At 48.7% G+C, this 20,671-nt stretch carries 22 protein-coding genes and 1 pseudogene; 5 read left to right on the top strand and 18 right to left on the bottom strand.

Annotated features, from left to right (window positions below):
* Positions 1 to 2: 2 nt before the first annotated feature.
* The 5 genes from AWM70_RS07575 to AWM70_RS07555 all read right to left on the bottom strand — a co-directional run bounded on the left by AWM70_RS07575 (position 3) and on the right by AWM70_RS07555 (position 5,089).
* Positions 3 to 1,202, bottom strand: a complete 1,200-nt coding sequence (locus AWM70_RS07575; protein WP_068695159.1) for a Ger(x)C family spore germination protein — start codon at positions 1,200 to 1,202, stop codon at positions 3 to 5.
* Between the two features lie 23 nt (positions 1,203 to 1,225).
* On the bottom strand, positions 1,226 to 2,701 hold the full coding sequence (locus AWM70_RS07570) for a spore germination protein (RefSeq protein WP_068695157.1): 1,476 nt from the start codon (positions 2,699 to 2,701) through the stop codon (positions 1,226 to 1,228).
* A gap of 256 nt (positions 2,702 to 2,957) precedes the next feature.
* The gene (locus tag AWM70_RS07565; RefSeq protein WP_068695155.1) at positions 2,958 to 3,512 is read right to left on the bottom strand and encodes a nucleotidyltransferase family protein; all 555 of its coding nucleotides are present in this window, start codon (positions 3,510 to 3,512) and stop codon (positions 2,958 to 2,960) included.
* Positions 3,512 to 4,033, bottom strand: coding sequence for a GNAT family N-acetyltransferase (locus tag AWM70_RS07560; protein ID WP_068695153.1), 522 nt, complete (start codon positions 4,031 to 4,033; stop codon positions 3,512 to 3,514). Before AWM70_RS07560 ends, AWM70_RS07565 begins: the two co-directional genes overlap by 1 nt.
* Before the next feature lie 168 nt (positions 4,034 to 4,201).
* On the bottom strand, positions 4,202 to 5,089 hold the full coding sequence (locus AWM70_RS07555) for an aldo/keto reductase (RefSeq protein WP_068695151.1): 888 nt from the start codon (positions 5,087 to 5,089) through the stop codon (positions 4,202 to 4,204).
* Positions 5,090 to 5,311: 222 nt separating this feature from the next.
* On the opposite strand from AWM70_RS07555, the gene AWM70_RS07550 reads away from it, so the two are divergent.
* Complete coding sequence (locus AWM70_RS07550) at positions 5,312 to 7,204, top strand: PAS domain S-box protein (RefSeq protein ID WP_068695149.1); 1,893 nt, start codon at positions 5,312 to 5,314, stop codon at positions 7,202 to 7,204.
* 92 nt (positions 7,205 to 7,296) lie between these two features.
* Here AWM70_RS07550 and AWM70_RS07545 read toward each other — a convergent pair whose 3' ends face one another.
* Entirely contained in the window at positions 7,297 to 8,589 is a 1,293-nt protein-coding gene (locus AWM70_RS07545) for a homocysteine synthase (protein WP_068695147.1), read from the bottom strand.
* 107 nt (positions 8,590 to 8,696) lie between these two features.
* The gene (locus AWM70_RS07540; protein WP_068695145.1) at positions 8,697 to 9,611 is read right to left on the bottom strand and encodes a LysR family transcriptional regulator; all 915 of its coding nucleotides are present in this window, start codon (positions 9,609 to 9,611) and stop codon (positions 8,697 to 8,699) included.
* Positions 9,612 to 9,723: 112 nt separating this feature from the next.
* Here AWM70_RS07540 and AWM70_RS07535 point away from each other — a divergent pair, with 112 nt between their 5' ends.
* Entirely contained in the window at positions 9,724 to 11,109 is a 1,386-nt protein-coding gene (locus AWM70_RS07535; protein WP_068695143.1) for an MFS transporter, read from the top strand.
* Positions 11,110 to 11,122: 13 nt separating this feature from the next.
* Here the strand turns inward: AWM70_RS07535 and AWM70_RS07530 are convergent, their stop codons facing one another.
* Positions 11,123 to 12,475: a sensor histidine kinase gene (locus AWM70_RS07530; RefSeq protein WP_068695141.1), complete on the bottom strand. Its 1,353-nt coding sequence runs from the start codon at positions 12,473 to 12,475 to the stop codon at positions 11,123 to 11,125.
* Between the two features lies 1 nt (position 12,476).
* The gene (locus AWM70_RS07525; protein ID WP_068695139.1) at positions 12,477 to 13,163 is read right to left on the bottom strand and encodes a response regulator transcription factor; all 687 of its coding nucleotides are present in this window, start codon (positions 13,161 to 13,163) and stop codon (positions 12,477 to 12,479) included.
* A gap of 169 nt (positions 13,164 to 13,332) precedes the next feature.
* Here AWM70_RS07525 and AWM70_RS24180 point away from each other — a divergent pair, with 169 nt between their 5' ends.
* From AWM70_RS24180 to AWM70_RS07515, 3 genes are read left to right on the top strand one after another with little or no spacing between them, the layout of a single operon-like run.
* A complete protein-coding gene (locus AWM70_RS24180; protein WP_335582148.1) occupies positions 13,333 to 13,599 on the top strand; it encodes a type 1 glutamine amidotransferase family protein in 267 nt (88 codons plus the stop codon).
* Positions 13,575 to 14,087 (top strand): hypothetical protein, encoded by a 513-nt coding sequence (locus tag AWM70_RS07520; RefSeq protein ID WP_335582147.1) that lies wholly within the window; start codon positions 13,575 to 13,577, stop codon positions 14,085 to 14,087. Before AWM70_RS24180 ends, AWM70_RS07520 begins: the two co-directional genes overlap by 25 nt.
* 51 nt (positions 14,088 to 14,138) lie before the next feature.
* Positions 14,139 to 14,786, top strand: a complete 648-nt coding sequence (locus tag AWM70_RS07515; RefSeq protein ID WP_068695138.1) for a DUF2306 domain-containing protein — start codon at positions 14,139 to 14,141, stop codon at positions 14,784 to 14,786.
* A gap of 79 nt (positions 14,787 to 14,865) precedes the next feature.
* On the opposite strand, the gene AWM70_RS24280 is transcribed toward AWM70_RS07515, so the two are convergent.
* The 9 genes and pseudogenes from AWM70_RS24280 to AWM70_RS07475 form a co-directional block, all read right to left on the bottom strand.
* Positions 14,866 to 15,099 (bottom strand): phosphatase domain-containing protein, encoded by a 234-nt coding sequence (locus tag AWM70_RS24280; RefSeq protein WP_418303214.1) that lies wholly within the window; start codon positions 15,097 to 15,099, stop codon positions 14,866 to 14,868.
* Positions 14,997 to 15,279 (bottom strand): annotated as a pseudogene (locus tag AWM70_RS07510) (arsenate reductase/protein-tyrosine-phosphatase family protein); the annotation flags it as partial. The gene AWM70_RS24280 and the pseudogene AWM70_RS07510, both read right to left, overlap by 103 nt.
* Positions 15,280 to 15,302: 23 nt before the next feature.
* Positions 15,303 to 16,715: an arsenic transporter gene (locus tag AWM70_RS07505; protein WP_068695136.1), complete on the bottom strand. Its 1,413-nt coding sequence runs from the start codon at positions 16,713 to 16,715 to the stop codon at positions 15,303 to 15,305.
* A 15-nt stretch (positions 16,716 to 16,730) separates the two neighbouring features.
* Complete coding sequence (locus tag AWM70_RS07500; RefSeq protein ID WP_068695134.1) at positions 16,731 to 17,045, bottom strand: ArsR/SmtB family transcription factor; 315 nt, start codon at positions 17,043 to 17,045, stop codon at positions 16,731 to 16,733.
* Positions 17,046 to 17,210: 165 nt separating this feature from the next.
* Entirely contained in the window at positions 17,211 to 17,798 is a 588-nt protein-coding gene (locus tag AWM70_RS07495; RefSeq protein ID WP_068695132.1) for a DUF1349 domain-containing protein, read from the bottom strand.
* Positions 17,799 to 17,873: 75 nt separating this feature from the next.
* A complete protein-coding gene (locus AWM70_RS07490; RefSeq protein WP_068695130.1) occupies positions 17,874 to 18,857 on the bottom strand; it encodes an aldo/keto reductase in 984 nt (327 codons plus the stop codon).
* A gap of 75 nt (positions 18,858 to 18,932) precedes the next feature.
* Positions 18,933 to 19,757: a DUF817 domain-containing protein gene (locus AWM70_RS07485; protein WP_068700461.1), complete on the bottom strand. Its 825-nt coding sequence runs from the start codon at positions 19,755 to 19,757 to the stop codon at positions 18,933 to 18,935.
* A gap of 33 nt (positions 19,758 to 19,790) precedes the next feature.
* Positions 19,791 to 20,012: a helix-turn-helix domain-containing protein gene (locus AWM70_RS07480; RefSeq protein WP_068695128.1), complete on the bottom strand. Its 222-nt coding sequence runs from the start codon at positions 20,010 to 20,012 to the stop codon at positions 19,791 to 19,793.
* 10 nt (positions 20,013 to 20,022) lie between these two features.
* Complete coding sequence (locus tag AWM70_RS07475; protein WP_068695126.1) at positions 20,023 to 20,499, bottom strand: DUF2975 domain-containing protein; 477 nt, start codon at positions 20,497 to 20,499, stop codon at positions 20,023 to 20,025.
* Positions 20,500 to 20,671 lie beyond the last annotated feature (172 nt).

Genomic DNA, 20,671 nt, shown 5'->3' with positions numbered 1-20,671 from the left:
AGCTATTTCGTCTCCTCAGTGACCGGCTGTATAATTGAACCGATCCTCCGTATTGCAACCTTTGTGTCCACACTTACCTTTACATCTTTAAAGGAATCATCCCAATTCCCTCTATATTCTTTCCATTTCTTTGGATATTTACGGTGTAAGGCTTCTCCAAAACCAAAGATGTCCGCTCCATAATCCACCTGAACCTTCTTAATCGCTTTGCTGATCAAAGTATTATATTTTTCTTCAATACGTTTCTCAATTTGAATAATCTTGGAAGGCTGATTGAGATTCATCGGGAACTGAACCGTACTTAGATCCGCTTCGACTTTCAAGTGAACATTAAATTCAGGTTTGCCTTCTGCATTGAGGTGCACCTGCAAGTCGCTGGAAGCTTGGTTGATCTGAAAGCCGATAATCCCTTCCGGAAACTCTATAACTCCGCCGGTGTGGTCAACTTCATTAAGAATATAGTTCGTAGCTTTGCTGGGACCCTCATCTAACCAGCCCACCAGGCGATCCCCTCGAAATACACCCAATCCGGTGTGTTTAATCAGTGTATCCGGTGTAATCTTTTTTACGTTATCGGTGCTTTTCCCTTCGTTTGGTTTCCCGCTTAGCTCCACCCCCGATAAGATTGGATCTGAACCACTAAGCTTCATTGCGGTGATATATTCCTGCAGCGTGACTTTCCCTGTCGAAGCCCATCTATCATGGGAAACCACAATCGAAGAATAAAGTGAACTCGCTGGTATATATTCGAAAGGAGTAACCACATCGAGGATTTCGGAGGCATTCCCGGCTTTGGCAACAAGCAGAAAAAAATCCGTGCGAAACTGGTAATTCCTTGCTATAAAGTCAAGAGCATTTCCCAGTCCTTGACGGGCCACATTTTCTCCAAAGATGAGGACTCTTAAGTGGGATAAATATAGCGCCCGGGGGGCTTGGCTGTGCATTCGCTGAAGCGCTTCCGGGATGGTTACGCCGACAGAATGATAAGTAATTACGGGTAAACTCCCCATGTTGCCGCCCCGTTTGGCATCCGTTTCGCCCGAATTCAGCACCTGGGCTGACAAGGCATAGCCGCCCTCTACTTTATCAATCCCTAAAGCCATAACAACCGCGATTTCATTCAGCTCTTTACGGCTCCAGCAGCCCGGAGTAAAGATGACAGTAAGGAGAAGAAAGGTCATGAGCAGCAGTCTTCCCAGCATCCCGGTTCCCCCCCTTATCTTGATTAGATTTCTGGTCCGTTTTTGTTATAAGAAGCAAGCAGATTCAGATACTTCTTTTTGGTCCGCTGAGATAAGCGCAGCATGACGTCTTTTTGGCTTTTCCAGCGGAAAGGAGCAAAGGACGTCATGTATGGAACTCCCATCGATTCCAGGCTGCAAAGGTGCAGACCAAGAATAATCAAGGCAATAATCATGCCGTACAAACCAAATGAGGCTCCGATGCCCATCAGGGCAAACCGGAGAACTCGAGTGGAGATGCCAACGTTAAAAGAAGGAAGTGCAAAGTTGGAAATAGCTGTGATCGATACGACGATAACCATAGCTGCTGATACTAAACCGGCTTCTACGGCGGCTTGTCCTATAACCAGCGTCCCTACGATGGAGACCGACTGCCCGATCGATTTCGGCAGCCTGATCCCCGCTTCGCGCAAAATCTCAAAGGTTATTTCCATAATAAGCGCTTCTACGAACGCCGGAAACGGCACCCCTTCCCGCTGTCCGATCAAACTGATAAGCAGATTGGTAGGCAGCATCTCCTGATGAAAGGTTGTGATCGCAATATAGAAGGAAGGAGTCAACAGAGCGATCCCAAAGCATAAATACCGAAGAAGCCGAACGAGACTGGAGAAATCTCCGCGTTGGTAATAATCTTCGCTGGATTGGAAGAATTGGGCGAACAAGGCCGGCACAACAAGCACAAAGGGCGTGCCTTCAACAAAGATTGCAATGCGGCCTTCGAGTAGTTCTGAGGCAATGACATCCGGACGCTCTGAATTGTATACGGTAGGGAAAGGACTGTAAGTCTGATCTTGAATCATCTCTTCGATATAATTGCTCTCGAGCACGCTGTCCAAACGAATCTGATCCAAACGGTCTCTAAGCTTATTAAGGACTTCATTATCACAAAGCCCCTGCATGTACATAATGGCAACCTGTGTGTTCGTATTGTCTCCGATTATTCGTTCTTCAAGCTGGAGCTTTCGACTTTGGATCCGCCTTCTTACCAGGGCCGTATTCTCCCGAAGCGATTCCGTGAAACCTTCCCTCGGCCCTCTTACTACGGACTGGGATGTGGCCTCCTCAACTCCGCGCTGCTTTAAAGCTTCCGTTCCCACATAAAGGGCTTTATCTAGTCCATCAATATAGACAATCGTATTACCGCTCAGAATTTTGGCTTCCAGCTCCGTGAGCGTCTTGACTTCCCCGATCTTTCCCAAGGTAATCGTGCGTTCTTTGAGCAGCTTTAAGAGCTCCTCTGCTGCCTGTTCCTGTTTCTCTAAATAAAGCGGCATATCCTGATGGATGGCTTCCAGCATCTCATGTGGATCACCCAATCCCTCGATGTAAATAATTAGCGCCGGCTTGCAGCCTAATATAATTTCTCGGTAAATAATATCCGGGCTCTGCCCTAAAGTTTCTCTTACGAGGTCTGTGAACTCATTTGCTCTACCGGGAATATGATTGCTTTTGTTTGTCATCGCTTAAGCTCCTAAGAAGATCCTTTTCCAAAAATACCTTGAAGCAGCCATTTTTAGCTAATTTCTTTTTACAATCTCCATTTAGTTGAAATATATGCATTCGACCCTATTGTTCCTTATGTTCGCATTGGATTATTTGAACCGAATGACGGATCATCGGCAAATTCATATCCACTATTATCTGCGCAAAAAAAAAGCCGCCCTAAAGGCGACTTCTTTAGTCGAATTTTATTTTCTTCTTGCCGCAGAACCTTATTTAATCCTCAATAACATTCAATAAAGGCCACGCTTTCTTCCAATCCTTCTTGCGAATCCGCTGCAAATAATCATCCCTATCCAAATAGAGCGGGCTGCGCCTTACGATTAATTCAAGCAGATCCTTTAACCCATAAGGGCAAATCCATTGCAGCTGATCTTCCTCATCCATCCTTGCTCCAACCGCAGTTGCGGTTTCCGGCCATCTTCTCATAGCCTCCCAAGTTGAGGAATACGGCGGTTCCCCATTTCGCAGATGCATCCTGGCCTGATTCTTGACAGACCATTTAGGATTACCGGTGAGCTGTTTTATTTCCAATTCCAACCGGGTATCTTTGTCCTCCGAAATATCGGACGGGTCATAATAAATCACGTCAATATCGCTGTGCCGTCCTCTATAATCAAATCCATGAAGCCTGTCCCAAATGTAATTTCTGATGTATCCGGCTGCGATATAGCTTTGGGGCAATTGAAGCTCTTTTACCAAACGTAAGTCTCGCAGCAAATCATCGTTCTCCAAGAGATACTGCTTAAATCGACTCTCCACCCTGGACATTACCCCTTTGCCGTTTCTGACATTGGAATTTCTCTCTCCATAATATAATCATCCATTACAAATCCGCTGCCGATATCGGCCTTTTGCTCCCGGATGATCCGGAACCCTTTTCGCTCATATACCGCTATGCTGTTTGTATTATGGCGATTGACTGTCAGCCAGATATGGCTTAGCTTGTGATCTTCGCACAACTGCTCCAGGAAAGCAAAGGCTTGGCTTGCATAACCGTGTCCCCTGTGCTCTTTGGCCACATAGAACTTGCTCAGAAACAGCTTCCCTTCTTCTGGCTTGACCGACAGATATCCCATCTTAACCCCATCCTGCTGGAATACATAATACTCGTAGCCTTGTCTCTGGATTTGATCCATGATAGCAGGAACAGATTGAAATTTATCGATCATATAATTGATCTGTTCCATTGTAATAATGCTAACATAATGTTCACGCCAGATTTCTGCCGCCAATGCCGCCAATTCTGCTATTTGTTCCGCCTGATTCACTTTCAAGAAATGAAGTTTCACTTCCAGTCCTTCCTCTCTGTCTGGTATCTATCTTTACTTTAATTCGTAGGCTATTGATCCGTAAAGAAAAAGACCGGCGGAGTGCCGCCAGTCTTCCCCTTGCTTAAAAGGTTTTCTTAGGTTGTCAATCGGCCCCTTGTTCATTATTTAAGCAAAAAATCCCTGCTGCTACAGCTCCAGATCGGCTGCACGTGCGTTAGCCTCGACCTGTTCCGGGCTTTTGCAGCCCGGTATTACGCAGCTTACGACCGGATTCTTCAGACACCAGGCCAGCGCCCATTCCGCCATGCCTACGCCTTCAGGCACTTCCTGCTGCCTGATTTGCTCCACAAGCTTAATCTTCTCGTCGATCTCTTCACGCTTATGCCCTTTCCTAACATTGTCTTTAAATACAGCTCCCGGCTTGTATTTACCGCTGAGATAGCCGCTGGCCAGCGGTACCCGTGCGAGTACACCAAGATCCTGCTGTTGGCAGGATGGGAAAACTCGCTGTTCAGGCGTACGGTCCAATCGGTTGTAAACAACCTGGATTGCTTTCGCGTTCAGCTCCTTAGCTTTGCTGGTCTGATGCAGGTTATCATTGCTTCCGATTGAAATGCCAAGGTTTCGGATTTTGCCGGCTTGCACCTGCTTGTCCAGCATCGTCCATAGGTCATCCTGATCAAAGACTTCATCCGGTCCTGAATGGAATTGATAAAGATCAATGTAATCGGTTCTAAGGGCTTTTAAAGATTCCTCCAGCTGAACCCGAATCTGGTCCACGTTCCAGGCATGCTCCCAATGTTCATGCCATTGATGACCAAACTTGGAGGCGATAATCCAGTCCTCACGCCGGCCTCGCGAGATATAATCCCCAATAAAGCGCTCTGATAAATGATGGGGTCCGTAACACTCGGCGGTATCGATCAGGTTAATGCCCAACTCTTGGGCCCGGTCCAGAATGCTGTCCACTTCTTTCTGGGAATAATCCTTGCCCCAATCACCGCCAAATTGCCATGTGCCTACACCCACGACGGAAACGTTCAGTTCGGTTTTGCCTAGTCTTCTGTATTTCATTCCTCTCACCTCTCGGTCTGAATTATAGATTCCGATATACAGGATAACGCTTTCATCTTATGCGAAACTCGTCCATTTTTCAAATGACTTCTGATTTTTTTCATTAAGGGCTGCCGAGTGATTCATAAGAAGGTGTTTTGGGTAATAATCAAAGTCAGTTATAAGCATCGTTACCTGGATATATTTCGACCTGATTTTGACTCAGGCAATGGAGGTTAAGTTATGCATCGCGTGAATTTGAACCAAGTTACCTTCAACCAGCAAGTATATGATCATGCTTCGTTCGGCATTGGCCTTATTTCGCCGGAAGGCATGGTTTTGACCGTAAATCCCGCAATGGAGAAGATGTTTGGATATACCAAAGAAGAGTTTGACAGCAGGCCGATTGGCACCTTTGCTCACCCGGACGAAACAGACACGGACATTGCCGGTTTGAGATCTTTAATGGGCGATGGCGACGAGGTCCAAATTGAAAGAAGATACCTGAAGAAAAACGGAGAAATCATGTGGGTGCTGCTCTCTGTCAAGCTCTTCAGTGATGCAGCGGGGAAACCTCTTTATTACATCGCCCAGATGATTGATATCACTAAGCAGAAAGAATCGGAGCGGCGGCTGCAGGAATCGGTTGAACGCTATACGTCTCTCAAGAAATACAATCATGACGCTGTTATTTCCTTTGGATTGGACGGCCGGATTATCAACACCAATAAAGTGACCGAAGAACTGACCGGCTATGTGAACGAAACCGAATTGATCGGGATGGAGCTCGCCAATTTGATCGGTCAAGAGAATGTAGACAAAATTCTGGAGAAATCTCTTTACGATAACTCTATCGAACATCATATCGACAAGCTGTTTACCAAGTCCGGCAACGCCGTTGAGGTGCTGGCCAGCATAGCGCCGATCTTTGTCAGCGAGCAGAATATAGGGTTTTACCTCATCTGCAAAGACATTTCCGAACAGAAAAAGCTGCTGCTGGCCAAAGAGGCGGCCGAAAGCACAAACAAAGCCAAAAGCGAGTTTCTCGCCATGATGAGCCACGAAATCCGGACACCGATGAACGGAGTCATCGGCATGACGGATATTCTGCTGGATACGCCTGACCTTACAGAAGAACAAAGAAACTGCATCGAAGTCATCCGCCAAAGTGGTGAAACCCTATTAGGCATTATTAATGACATTCTTGATCTGTCCAAGATTGAAGCCGGCCGGACCGAACTTCAAGAGGAACCCTTTGATTTGCGCTTATGTATCAAGGAAAGTTTCTCCGTCATCTCGGGGAGGGCGGAAGAGAAGAAGCTCGCTTTGTCCTATACCTTGAATCATGATGTTCCCGACCACATCTATGGCGATCCTGACCGTCTGAAGCAAGTGCTGATTAACCTATTGGGCAATGCCGTCAAATTTACGCCTACAGGCAGCATATCGGTTAAGGTCGAGCATGCTAGAACGAAGCCGGACACACTGGTCTTCACCGTTACGGATACTGGAATCGGGATTGATCCCAAGCGGCTTGAAGACATCTTTGAGCCTTTTGCTCAAATTGACAGCTTTATGAACCGCAGGCATGAAGGGACCGGTTTGGGACTTGCGATCAGCCGCAAATTAGTGCAGATGATGGGCGGCGAGATTTACGCCGAAAGCGACGGCAGTAGAGGCTCTTCGTTTATTTTCACAATCGGATTCAAACCGGCTTCCCAGCTTCCGGAGGGACACCCTACTCTGGAGCTGCTTCAGCAGAACACGGTTCATACCAAGATCTTGCTGGCCGAAGATAATCCGATTAATCGCCTGGTCATGAGCAAGATGCTCGAGAAGCTGGGGCACGAGGTCACTGTCGTTACCAATGGCCAGGAGGTAATTGAGGAAGTAAGCCGCAAGGCGTATGATATCATCTTTATGGACCTTCACATGCCCGTGCTGAACGGCTTTGAAGCTACGCGCATGCTCAAAGAGAGTCTCAAGGACAAATGTCCCCGTATAGTTGCTGTTACCGCCAACGCTTTAAAGGGGGACCGTGAGAAATGTCTCGAAGCCGGTATGGATGAATATATCAGCAAACCGGTTAAACGGGAGAACGTTATAAAGCTATTGTGCCAGTTTGCTGCTGTTTGAGAGGTCATTTTAGGAAAACAAAGAAACCGGATGTCTGTTTAGACAGCATCCGGTTTCTTTGTTCTGGACAGCACTTAGTCGCACCTTAGTATTTACCGCTGACTCGCTGCGATAGCCTGCTCCAGATCGTATAGAATATCATCAATAGATTCGGTGCCGATCGACACGCGCAGCAGCTCCGGCAACACGCCGGCCGTACGTTGTTCTTCTTCGGTAAGCTGCTGGTGGGTCGTGCTGGCCGGATGGATGATCAGCGATTTGGAATCCCCCACGTTAGCCAGATGGGAGAACAGCTTGACGCTGCCGATCAGCTTGACGCCGGCTTCAGCCCCTCCTTTGATCCCAAATGTGAGGATCGCCCCCTGGCCTTTAGGCAAATATTTTTGCGCCAGATCATAGGATGGATGGCTTGGCAGACCGGCATAGCTGACCCATTCAACAGCTTCATGGGCCTCCAAATATTGGGCAACCTTCAGCGCATTCTGGCTGTGACGCTCCATGCGCAGATGCAGCGTTTCAAGCCCTTGCAGCAGCAGCCAGGAATTAAACGGCGAAATCGAAGCGCCCAAATCACGCAGAAGCTGCACTCTGGCTTTGATGATATAGGCAATTGGACCAACAGCCTCCGTATAAACTATGCCGTGATAGCTTGGATCGGGTTCGGTCAACCCCGGGAAGCGGCCGCTGGCTTTCCAGTCGAATTTACCGCTGTCCACGATGACTCCGCCGATCGAGGTTCCATGTCCGCCGATAAATTTGGTGGCCGAGTGCACGACAATGTCGGCTCCATGTTCAATCGGGCGCAGCAAATAGGGACTCGGAAACGTATTGTCCACGATCAGCGGGAGACCCTGCTCGTGAGCGATGGCAGCTACCGCTTCGATGTCCAGCACGTTCCCTTGCGGGTTGCCGATCGTCTCCGCAAAGACTGCTTTGGTCTTCTCGTTTATGGCATTTCGGAAGTTCTCGGGATTGTCCGAATCAACAAAATGCACCTTGATGCCCAGTTTAGGAAGCGTTTGCGCAAACAGGTTGTAGGTGCCGCCGTATAGGCTGGAAGAAGATACGATTTCGTCTCCGGCTCCGGCAATATTAAGGATGGAGAAGGAAATCGCGGCAGAACCTGAAGCCGTAGCAAGCGCCCCTGCCCCGCCTTCCAAAGCCGCAATCCGTTGTTCAAACACGTCGGTTGTCGGGTTCATGATTCTCGTATAGATATTTCCAAACTCTTTCAGGGCAAACAGGTTTGCGGCATGCTCGGCATCGCGGAATCCATAAGAAGTGGTCTGGTAAAGCGGCACGGCGCGTGAGAACGTGGTTGGATCAACCTCCTGGCCAGCGTGTACGGCTAACGTTTCAAAGGACAGCTTGCGGTCTTCGGACATAGATAAATCCTCCTTCAATGATTTAAAGTTTTAAATGAGGAAACGGTTTATTGGCCCTATTTTCTCACAAAGCTTGTCATTTGAAAAGAATAATTCTTATTATTCTACTAAGAATTATTCGGATTATTTATCTGTTCTAATTGCTGTTTGGCTTCGCCGGCGAAATATTCGGTAACGACTTCTCTAAATTCCCTTGCCGCCTGTGAAAGAAAACGGTTCTTGTGCCACAACAAGGCAATTTCCCTCTCCAGCTTGTGATCCTCTATCGCGACATAATGGATTCGATCTCTTACGTCTCTTGCCGTGCTTGGCATAAAAGCTAGCCCGATTTCCGCTTCCACTAAAGCGCTGAGCCGGGCAGGTTCATCCCCTTCATACACGTATTGGGGGACAAATCCCATCAACCTGCAGGCAGAATCCACTAAATCCCGTGTTCCGTAACCGGGTTTTACGCCTACAAACCATTCGTTCTTTAGTTCCGTTAAAGATACACTTGCCCGCGTGGCCAGCCGGTGCCCCATGGGAACGGCAACAAGGATCGGATCCCGGTGCACGATCAAGCTTTCAATCTCCTCTGCTTCGACCGGAGGGGAAGACAAGCAAAGATCGACTTCTCCTCTTTGGAGAAGGAGCGCCATTTCGTGGGTGGCCAGCATTTGAACGTGAAATTGAATCTCCGGCCGCTTCTTCCGGAATTCATGGAGAATTTGTGGAATCTTGCTGGCCGCTGTCACCGCTAGCTCAAGTGTCCTCTGTTCCAGGTTTAATAAATCCTTGATCTCTTGTCTCCCCTGCTCCAATTCGAACAAAGCTTTTTCCGCACGCTGAAGGAACCTGCTTCCAAACTCATTCAGGCGCAATCTCCTTCCTGTTCGATCAAACAAAGGAGCTCCCAGATCCTCCTCCAGTCGCTGAATCGTTTTGCTTAATGAAGATTGAGTAACATGCAGGCTCTGGGCTGCCTCGGTTACGTGCTCTAATCGGGCTACCTCAATAAAATAGTGCAATTGTAGAAGTTCCACTTGCGTCCCCCATTCATTCCTTAGGATCAATGAAATCATATCATAAAATGCGTTGGAGTAAATGTATTGTTTCCGGTACGATATCCTTAATATGATTAAGGAGGAACACAAAATGAAGGCTCGCAGCTGGTGGCTAATGATCTCCATAGGTCTTGGAATTCTATTAAATCCACTTAATTCATCAATGGTTTCCGTTGCAATTCCAGGGCTGCAAAAGGAATTCCATATCGATTTCACAACGGCTTCCTGGATTATTTTTTCTTTTTATATCGCTAGTGCTTCCGCTCAGCCGATCATGGGAAAGGCCAGTGATTTATTCGGCCGCAGGAGGATTTTTCTAATGGGCCTTTGGGTATCCCTCGCGGCTTCCATATTAGCTCCAATGTCAATGAGCTTTGGTTGGATTATTGTGTTCCGCATTGTGCAGTCCATCGGAACAAGCATGCTGGCGGCTGTCGGAATGGCTTTAGTCCGTATCCATATTACAGAGAAACAAGCGACGGCGCTGTCCGTTTTGTCGATTTTTTTATCCGGAGCAGCGGCTCTAGGGCCTTTTATCGGCGGGGTGTTGTTGGACTGGTGGAACTGGCCGGCCCTCTTTTGGTTCAACTTCCCCTTTGTAATTGCGGGGATTCTGCTCGCGTGGAGAACGATTCCGCAGGACGATCGATCAAAGCCGGCAATAGACGGACTGTCTCTCCGGAAATGGCTCAGCAGATTGGATGCGGCAGGGGTTCTGCTGTTTACGACAGGCCTGGTGGCTTTACTGGTTGGGTTGTTGTCGGCAATAGCCTCGCGGCACCTTTCAGGGATCGACTTCCTGTTTGGATTGTCCGGCCTCGTCATTCTTATCCTTTTTGTATGTCATGAATCAAGAACAGCATTTCCTTTTATTCCTTTGCTTACTTTAGCCCAATATCCTGCAGTTACCCGGGTTAACATTCAATACATGCTTGTGAACGTTCTATATTATTCGGTCTTCTTCGGGTTTCCGTCTTATCTGCAAACGGTACGCCAGATCAGCGAAGTTCATACCGGCCTGCTCATGTTAAGCCTGGGGGTATGCTCGCTTGCTGCTTCTCCATGGGCTGGAAAATGGATGGATAAGTCCGGGCCAAGGCCGGCCTTATTGACGTCTGCGCTGTTCATGACGCTGGGCTCCCTGGGAATCCTCCTGATGAATGAGACTTCATCCGTTCTCTGGGTTTGTTTGGCTTTGGCCGCTTTCGGCATTAGCAATGGGCTGAACAGTGTCGGTATGCAGGCGGCCTTATTCCAAAGTTCGCCGCAAGAGATCGTGGGTGTGGCCTCCGGATTATTTAACACATCCAGATACTTGGGAACCATTCTATCTTCCTTGTTAACAAGCATCATTATGGGCGGAAGCTTCAGCATTGGCGGATTTAAACTGCTTGGCGGGATATTGGCGGCCGTTGCGTTGACCTTGGCCTACATGAGCCGGCAGCTTCGGGGACATGCCGGACGAAAGATGATATAGAGCGAATCATGAATCATTCCAGCCGTTCAGATGCGATCTTTACCGGAATCCAGCCGCATAGCAGCGCACCGCCATCCGGATGGTTGCTCGCTGTGAGTTCCCCTCCATGCCGTCTAATAATATTCTGCGAAATCGTTAATCCGAGTCCGCTGCCTCCGGTTGATCGGCTTCTGGAAGTTTCTCCCCGATATAAAGGTTCAAAGACGTGCTGTAGCTCTTCCGCCGGGAACCCCGGTCCCGTATCGCGCACCGCGAATTTTATTTTATCCCCCTCTTGCTTGCACCAAACGGCAATCTCCCCCTGGCGGGGGGTGTGTCTGACCGCATTATCCAACAAATTGTTGATCGCTCGCTCCAATAAGTGAGCGTCCCCTATGGCGATGCAGCCGGAACCATCTTCGCCAGCCTCAATTGTGAGGGCGATCTCTTTTTTTCGGGCCAACGGCTGCAGACTGTCTATTGATTTACTGAGAATATTCCTGAAATCGACCCGCAAGCTGCCGGGTTCTATTGGGATATATTCTAACTTCGTATAAGTGAAAAGGTCCTCTACCAGCAGATCCAATTGCGCTGATTTCTCCTTGCATACCGCTACATATTTGGCTATTTTCTCCGGAGAATGAGCAATCCCCTGCTCCAAACCGTCCAAATACCCCCGAAGGGCAAAAAGCGGCGTCCGCAAGTCATGAGCGACCGCCGCAATCACAAATCGGCGTTCTGCTTCCAGCTCGGCTTGTTTCCGGTTGGCTTGCTGCAGCCCATTTACCATGACCCGAAACCCGTCCCCCACTTCGGCGATTTCCTCAATTCTGGAAACCGGCAGTTCGGCTTCCCAATCCCCTGCAGCAATTTGTCTGGCTGCTCTGCTCATTTTCTCCAGAGGTTTTAGGAGGAACCTGCTCATTTCAAACCCAATAATAAAGAAAGCAAGCAGAAGACCCGCCAAAGCTGATATCACTTGGACGGTATAGGATTTTGGCAAATAAAAAGTGGCTCTTCCGAGCAAACGGCCGTCTTCGATCAAGGAGTACCGTTCAATCGAAGATGACAGTCTGCTGGGGACTTGCGGGGAAGACTGGTAAACAATCTGATCTGCTGCGGACTGAATAACCACGTCAATTTGGGCCTGCTGTAAATGAAACTTAAGCTGCTTTTGCCAAGCGGGTTCCGCCCAGCGGCCTGCCCCTGATTCCACCTGCTCTACCAATCTGTTAAAATCGTGCTGAAGGATCGCCTTGCGCGGATTCTCCGGGAACTCAAACGATCGGGTGACTATAAAGTGAGCCGTAATAAAGAACAGCCAGGGCAAAAAAAGAATGAAGCAGAAACAAAGCAAAGTAAACGAACGAATACGAAGTCTTCTCATTTTATGCCCCCTCGAAACGGTAGCCTACTCCCCATACATTCACAAGATGCCGCGGTTGATTGGGATCCGTTTCGATTTTCTCACGAAGACGGCTAAGATGAACCCGGATTGTATGTTTGTCTCCGATGCCTTCCCAAAATTGATCGAGCAGCTGTTCATAAGTGAAAACCTGTTTGGGATGTTCCAGAAATAATTGCAGAAGCTCATATTCTCTTCGGGTCAGCAGGATCTGCTCCCCTTCCACAAATACTTCTCTTGATGATAAGTTCAGACGGAGACGGCCGTAATCCAGCAGCTGTTCATCCTTGTGCGCTTTCGAACCGCTTCTCCGCAAAACCGCCTTTACCCGGGCGACAATTTCACCTGGCGAAGCGGTCTTAACGATATAATCGTCTCCGCCGAGCGTAAGTCCCCGTATTTTGTCTACATCATCGCTGCGAGCGCTCAGGAACAGGATGGAAACATCACTTTCTGCCCGGATTTGCCGGCACAGCTCAAACCCGCTTTGTCCCGGCATCATGATGTCAAGCACGATTCCCTGGATCGAATGCTGTTTAAACAGTCTCCAAGCTTCATTTGCGTCCCCGGCCGTCAACACTGCAAATCCTTCATGCTCCAAAAAGTCCCTCAATAGATCAACGATACTCGGATCATCGTCCACCACCAGTATCGTATTTGATATGTACATGAATATCCCACCTCTTTTTCTTAGTCTATCATTTTTTTGTTCAGAAACTGATATCCCCGTTTTATTGTGATTGTTTGTTTATTCTTTTGTGACCTTTTCCTACCCTGGATTGAGACAACCCTTCGTTATAATTCGGGTTGAAAACAAGTTAATGTCAGGAGGACATACCATGTTGTCTGTTCAAATCGTTTTATTTGAAGGCTTTGATCTTCTGGACGCTATCGCTCCCTACGAGGTTTTCAGCGCTGCCAGCATGATGGGTGAAAACATGATAAACTTAGAATTTGTTACGGCGGAAGGGCCAAGAAGGGTTGCCAGCGGGATCGACGGAATTCAATTAGAGGCACGCAGCAAGCTGGATCCTCACCGGACAGAGCTTATGGCGGCGTCACCTCAGGGCTTGATGTCGCTTTGTATTTGCTGGAACGTGAGCTAGGCCCCATGATCGCCCACGAGGTTGAGCGGTTGTTTGAATTTGAACGCAGAGGAACGGTGTGGAGACAATCGGGATTGGCGCCAGGCAGCAGCCTCAGCACCGCTAACGCGCTTCAGGACGATAAGGTTTCTTTGGCTCAGGATCAACAGACTAGGGTTAGCCTAAAGCCAGACCCTATTACTCAAGGCTCAATCTTTGATGGAGATTGGGATACGTCAATTGCAACGCCGGTTGGGAAACTCCAGGTCAAGCTGTCTATTGCAACAAGCCAAGGGAAGATCCTGGGCAAGGCCACTCAGGATAATGAGACGGTAGAGTTTATCAATCCTCAGCTTGTGGAGAATCGGATGACCTGGTCCCTGCAAATTCGGAAACCGATGCGCTTAAATCTGCGATTTGAGGTGTACGTCAGAGGCGACCAAATGGCCGGAACCGCCAAAGCCGGAATGCTGCCGGCCTCCAAATTAACAGGCGAACGGGTTCTATAGACGGTATATCACAGAATATGAAATTCAGGAATCACGGGGGGAAGTCAAAAATTGAAGAGACAACGATTCTTATACAGCGTTTTAGTTGCAGTTTGTTCTCTATTTATCTTGTATGCGATAATCAAAAATTACGTGGTAGATCCGAATGCCTCCGCCTTTCTAAGCCACAAGACAGGACTGAAGCGTGAGCTTAACCTGCCGGCCTGGCTGAACGTGATGTATGTTCATGTTGCCTTTGCCTGCCTAGCTATGGGAACGGGGCTGCTCAATTTCTCCAATCGTATCTTTCGGAAAAGCCGCAGATTCCATCGTATAAACGGCTATGTTTATCTCATGTCCGTATTTCTCGTGGTACTGACCTCCGGATATCTGGCTCCCTATTCGACTGGTGGGAAGATGAGCAGCATTGGATTTAACGCCTTAAACCTGATCTGGCCGTTTATTACGGTAATGGCGGTGATCGGGATCAGGAAGAAACAAATTGGCCGGCACCGGGACTGGATGATCCGGAGCTACGCTTTTTGCTTCACTAACCTGTCGATCCATCTGCTTGCTTCCCTCTTCCAATACGGGTTCGGTTTCAGCTATTCAGCCAGCTATACCCTTGGTATTTACGGCTCAATCATTCTGCTGCTGGCTATTCCGGAGGTCCTGATCCGCAGCCTGTTTCCTCCGGCGAAGCCATCCATCCTTAAGTAAAAGTTTAAACGCATCATTTCAACTAAAAACAAAGAGGCCCGTCTCCGGACCTCTTTCGATTTCTGTGCAAGCTCTAATTTCAGACATTAAACATTAGGGTGATGGATACAGCTTCCAGATTACGGCTTATTCCCCAATCTATAAGTGTTCCGACAGCAACAGTACCTGCCCGGCCTCTGCCTCCGCCGCAGTGAACGCCTACTTTCTTGCGTAATCGGCGCGGTTGAGAAGTTCCGGATCGATCATGTCGGAAGTATGACCGGTAATATCGATACCGGCCTCTTTCATCGTTTGGACAGCATGCGGATTTGATCCGTGGGCCTCCAGCCCGGTACTTTTGACTTCATAATTTGTCCCCGCCAAGCGCCTCCAGAAAGCCGTCCGCTATTGGGCTGCGGCAGGAATTGCCGGTACACAGGAAATAAACAAAAGGTTTCTTCGTATCGTTGTTGGCGTTCAGGTTAATGGTTGTATTGATCTCTGTCGCGGTCATGGTAATATTCCCCTTTAAGTAATTTAGGATGGCAGTTTGAGCTTGCTGCGAAACAACGTTCTTCTCCCCCATCGTATTCCCAACCAGGCAGCAAGGATGCCCGCGATAATTACAGCAATGAGAATCCACACATGAACGGCCGCGGAACCGATCAGTGCCAGCCACAGGTATAGGCCGCACAACGTAATGAACAACGTCGGCACGGTCAGGATTACACCGATTTTGAAATAGGTTCCCCAGCTGATCTTGACCCCTTTCTGTGCCAAAACATGAAGCCAAAGCAAAGTAGCGAGCGAGCCGATTGGTGTCATTTTCGGTCCCAAATCCGATCCAATTACATTGGCATAAACGAGCGATTCCCGAATGAATCCTTCTGTGGCCGTAGCTTTGATCGCCAGGGCGTCAATCATGACGGTAGGCAGGTTATTTATAATCGACGACAGAATAGCGGCGATAAATCCGGAAGCGACTGTGGATACAAATAGACCGTGCCGGCTGACCGTTTCAAACAGCTTCCCGAGCTCGTCCGTTAAACCGACATTTCTCAGACCATAAACGACGACATACATTCCGATGGAAAAAACGACAACCGCCCAGGGAGCGCCCTTCACCAGCTTCCAGGTGTGAATCTCCGGACTGGTCCGGGCGAATAGAATAAATACGATAGCAGCAATCCCGGCAATAACGGACACAGGAATGTGGATGAACTGGCTGCACATGTAGGCTGCCAGCAGAACGCCAAGGATGACCCAGGATAAACGGAATAAACGAGGGTCTTTAATAGCCTCTTCAGGCTTTTTAAGCTGGTGGGCATCATAACGTACCGATATACGCTTGCGGAACAGGAGGTACAACATCAGCAGACTGCCGGCGACGGAGAACAAGGTCGGAACAATCATCCGGCTGGCATAATCCACGAAAGAAATCCCGAAGAAATCTGAGGATACGATATTCACCAGGTTGCTGATAATAAGCGGCAACGAAGCCGTGTCCGAGATGAAACCGCTGGCCATAATAAAAGGCAGGATCATCCGCTCGTTAAAATGAAGTCCCCGGACCATTGCAAGTACGATCGGGGTCAGAATCAGAGCTGCGCCGTCATTGGCGAACAAGGCGGACACAGCCGCGCCCAGCAGGATCACGTAGATAAACATCAGACGGCCATTCCCTCCTGCAAACCGGGCCATATGCAGAGCTGCCCATTCAAAGAAGCCGATTTCATCGAGAACCAGGGAGATCAAAATAATAGCAACAAACGTTAATGTTGCATTCCAGACGATTTGAGTAACCTCCCAGACATCGGATAACCCAACAACCCCGAACGCCAGAACCAATATGGCTCCGCCTGCTGCGGACCAGCCTATGCTGAGCCCCCGCGGCTGCCAAATGACAAATACTAGAGTGAGGATAAAAATAACAGAAGCAAGAATCAACATAAGACCTCCGGAAATTTAATCACAAGATAAGCCGGTACGGCCTTCGAGTTGAGATTTCATGCAAGGGAGCTGGTCCACCACGCTCTCCAGATAAGGTTTGTCCTCCACATTCAAGGAATAATAGACCCATTGGCTGCGTTTGGCTTCATGCACCAGTCCTCCTGTTTTTAATTTCTTCAAATGCTGACTGACGTTGGGCTGGCTGGTTTCTAAAATATCCACAATGTCACAGACGCACATCTCCCGTTCTTTAAGAAGGGCCATAATCGTCAGTCTGGTTTTGTCCGCGAGAAGCTTCATGGTTTCGGATATCTCTCCAATCGTGCTCACATCGCCCTCCTCCTTTCAGAATCCAAATTCGCTGGATTTATTATATACGCCTTCATTTATATAAGTAAATGATTATATTTAGTCATTAAAAAAAGATGAGCCAAATACTCATCTTTGATCTCTCATTCTTCTCTCAAACTTCCCTCAACCGTCTATGCCGGACAATTATTCATGTGCCTTCCATTTGCATTCCGTCAGCCAAATCTCACTGAACACCGCTTTGAAAGAGGACTCCTCAGGGCTGCAGGCATAGATCCCCAGCTGAATTTCCCCCGCGCCTTCAAACAGATGGAAAATCCGCATTTGCTTATAGGCCACCCCATCATAAGAATGTTCAATCAGGAAATCACTTTCCCGGCGGCTCAGCCGATAATACATCCGTTTAACGGAAGCTTCAATATCGGTTGTTGCCCAGTCCGAGTACCCGTGATTGGTCACTACGCTCCCCAGCCGTTGATATTCATCATTTTCATATTCAATGGAAGCTTTCGACCAGTTATCGCTGTTCTGGTAGATGATAACTCCACATTGGTCAAAGCGGTGCTGGCTATCAAACTCGGTTTTCACCTCAAAAGAAAAATACGGCTCATCCATCTTAAACAATAAAGCCGGAGCGTTATCATTTCTAAATCCGTAATAGGTCCGCTGCCAGAAATCCGTGCCTGGCTCGGTGTAGATCGTAATCTGATCTTCCTTAATCTCGTAATTCTTCGGCTCATGAAGCCAATGGGAATGGCTCGGGTTATATTTCACTGACTTTTCCTCCAGACAGTTCTGAATTTTATCGGAAAAAGGGAGCCCAAGGCTCCCTTGCCTTCGCGGCTTCCTTTAATAAGCGCCGCGAATATGCTGATGCACCTGCTCTTCGTAGAACTTCCGCAGCCGCTCGTGTTCTTCTGCACTAAACGGTTTGGCCGACAATACGCCAAGGTTGTCTTCAACCTGCTTCACGTTCTTGAAGCCCGGAATCACACACGTAATTTCTTTGAAATCCAGCAGCCAGCGAAGAGCGGCGCGCGTCATGTTGCCGCGGCCTTCGGCTATCCAGTCCAGCTGGGACGCCAGCTCGACGCCCTTCTCAAACGGCAGCCCGGCAAACGTCTCACCTACATTGAACGCTGCGCCGTCACGGTTGAAGTTGCGGTGATCCTCCGCTTCAAAGGTGGAATTTGCCGTGAATTTGCCGGTCAGCAGTCCGCTCGCAAGCGGCAGCCGGACCAGCAGCCCTACGCCGCGTTCGCTGGCGCGGGGAAGAAGCTCAGCGATCGGCTTCTGCCGGAAGATGTTGAAGATGATCTGCAACGCCTGCACGCCGGATTTCTCCAGGCAGAACAGCCCTTCTTCCACGGTTTCGACGCTGACGCCGTAAGCGCGGATTTTGCCTTCCTGCTGCAGCTTGTCCAGCACCTCAAACACAGCGCCCTGCTGCAAAATCTCAAACGGCGCACAGTGGATTTGATACAAATCAATCGTGTCGCGCTCCAGCCGTTTCAGGCTGTCCTCGCACCACTGGCGGACCCGCTGCTCCGAATAAGTCTGCGGATCAAAGATATCCCCTTGGCGGCAAAATTTCGTAGCGATATGAATTTGATCTTCCTTGCCTTTGGTAGCGCGGGCGAGCAGCCGCTCGCTTCTGCCGTCGCCGTATACATCGGCTGTATCGAAGAAGTTAACGCCTTCATCCATAGCTTTATCCAAAGCGCGGAGCGACTCGGCTTCACTGGTCTGTCCCCAGGAGCCTCCGATCGCCCATGTGCCAAAGCTGACTTCACTGACCTGCAAGCCCGTTCTGCCGAGCGGACGTTTGTTCATAAACGTTGCCTCCTTATTTTTCTACAATTAAATCCCAACGTTCCTATTGTAGCAAAATCAGGCATGAACGCGCTATCATGAATTGCCTGCACCTTCCTCCGCCGGGTCTTTCACAACTTCGAACTTTGTGCCTTCTGCCATTCTGCCAGCCTTTACATGCTTTAGCTGAGCGACAATAATGACGCTGATGATGACCAGCAGGAACCAGGAGCTGATCTTGCTGACGCTGACGGGATGCCAGGCCTCGTATTGGTCCGGATATTTCCAGGCATTAAAGAACGTAGCGATATTTTCGGCCAGCCAGATGAAGAAGCCTACCAGAAAAAAGGCCAGCGTGAGCGGCATCCGGTAAACCTTCCCCCGCACGCGGTAGATGATCCAGGTTCTCCAGAAGACAATTAACACAAGCAGCGCCAGCCACCAGCGGAAATCGGGGATAAAATGATGGGTGAAGAAGTTCAGGTAGATCGCCCCGCCAAGCAGCCCCGCAGCAAGAAGCCCCGGCCAGCCGGTCATATCCATCTTCAGTCTGCGCCACACCTGGCACATATAACTGGCAACACTGGCATACATGAACCCGCTGTACAGCGGCACACCGAACACTTTGCTCAAAGCCGGCTCCGGGTAAGACCACGAGCCCATCTTCACCTTATAGATTTCCAGCGCTAATCCTATGATATGAAACACGCAGATTACCTTGATCTCATCGCGCGTCTCCAGGCCGCTCCGGTACATCCCGTACTGAACCAGAAGCAGGACCACAAGAATCAGATCATAACGGTGGATGAATGGCAGCTGGACAACCCCCGACACCGCTAACGTCAGAAAAATGGCAGCAGGGAAAATGCAGCTCATTGCCTGCTGATAACCAAAATGCAGCAGCTGGATTACAGGTTTCATCTTTTTCATGACAAGATCTCCCCAGATACCTTCTTATCCTTCCAAATCTTCATCAGGCTTGTATTCCAGAATATCTCCCGGCTGGCAATCCAGCGCTTTGCAGATCGCCTCTAGTGTGGAGAAGCGAATCGCTTTGGCTTTCCCGTTCTTTAAAATGGAGAGATTCGCCATCGTGATTCCCACCCGGTCGGCCAGTTCCGTTACGCTCATCTTCCGCTTGGCCAGCATCACATCAACATTAATAATAATCGCCATTGTCCTCACCTCAGACCGTTAAATCATTTTCGGATTTGATGTCGATTGCATTCTTTAACAGCTTCTGAAGAACAGCGGCAAAAACGCCGATCACGAGAGAAGCAAAGATCACAACCAGCCCGATGACGATGAGACCGGGAGCATCATCCTGCTCGGCCATGAAATACAAGAAAGGAAGAATCGCCGCGTACAACATACAGATCGCCAAAGCGCAGTATTTAATGACCTTTAAGGCCCTGACGGACGAATCCGAGAACGCCGTGTTGCGGTCAATATAACTCAGCAGCTTTAAAGCTTGGTACAAGGCTGCAAAGAACGGAACAGCCGACAAATACATTCCCGTAATAGTCGGATAAAGCCAATAGTCCGGAAAATACCCGTCAAAGCCTTTCGCAATCGAAGGCAGCCCAAAGATACACAAAGCCAGAATCACCAGGCCCATCAGAATGACCGCTGCTCTTAAAAAGAAAGTTGATATGCGTTCCATTTTTATACACCTCACCTTGATTTCTGAAATTGATTCTAACACCATATTTATCGTTTATCAATAAATAATTATCAAATATGAATATATATTTACTGATTATTAAATAAAAAAACACCTCCAAGAGGAGGTGGTAAACCGGCCGGCAGGCGAAGCAGCGGGAATCCCTGCCGCG

This window comes from Paenibacillus yonginensis, from assembly GCF_001685395.1.
GTDB lineage: Bacteria > Bacillota > Bacilli > Paenibacillales > Paenibacillaceae > Fontibacillus > Fontibacillus yonginensis.
This window is presented reverse-complemented; position numbering and strand designations above follow the sequence as displayed.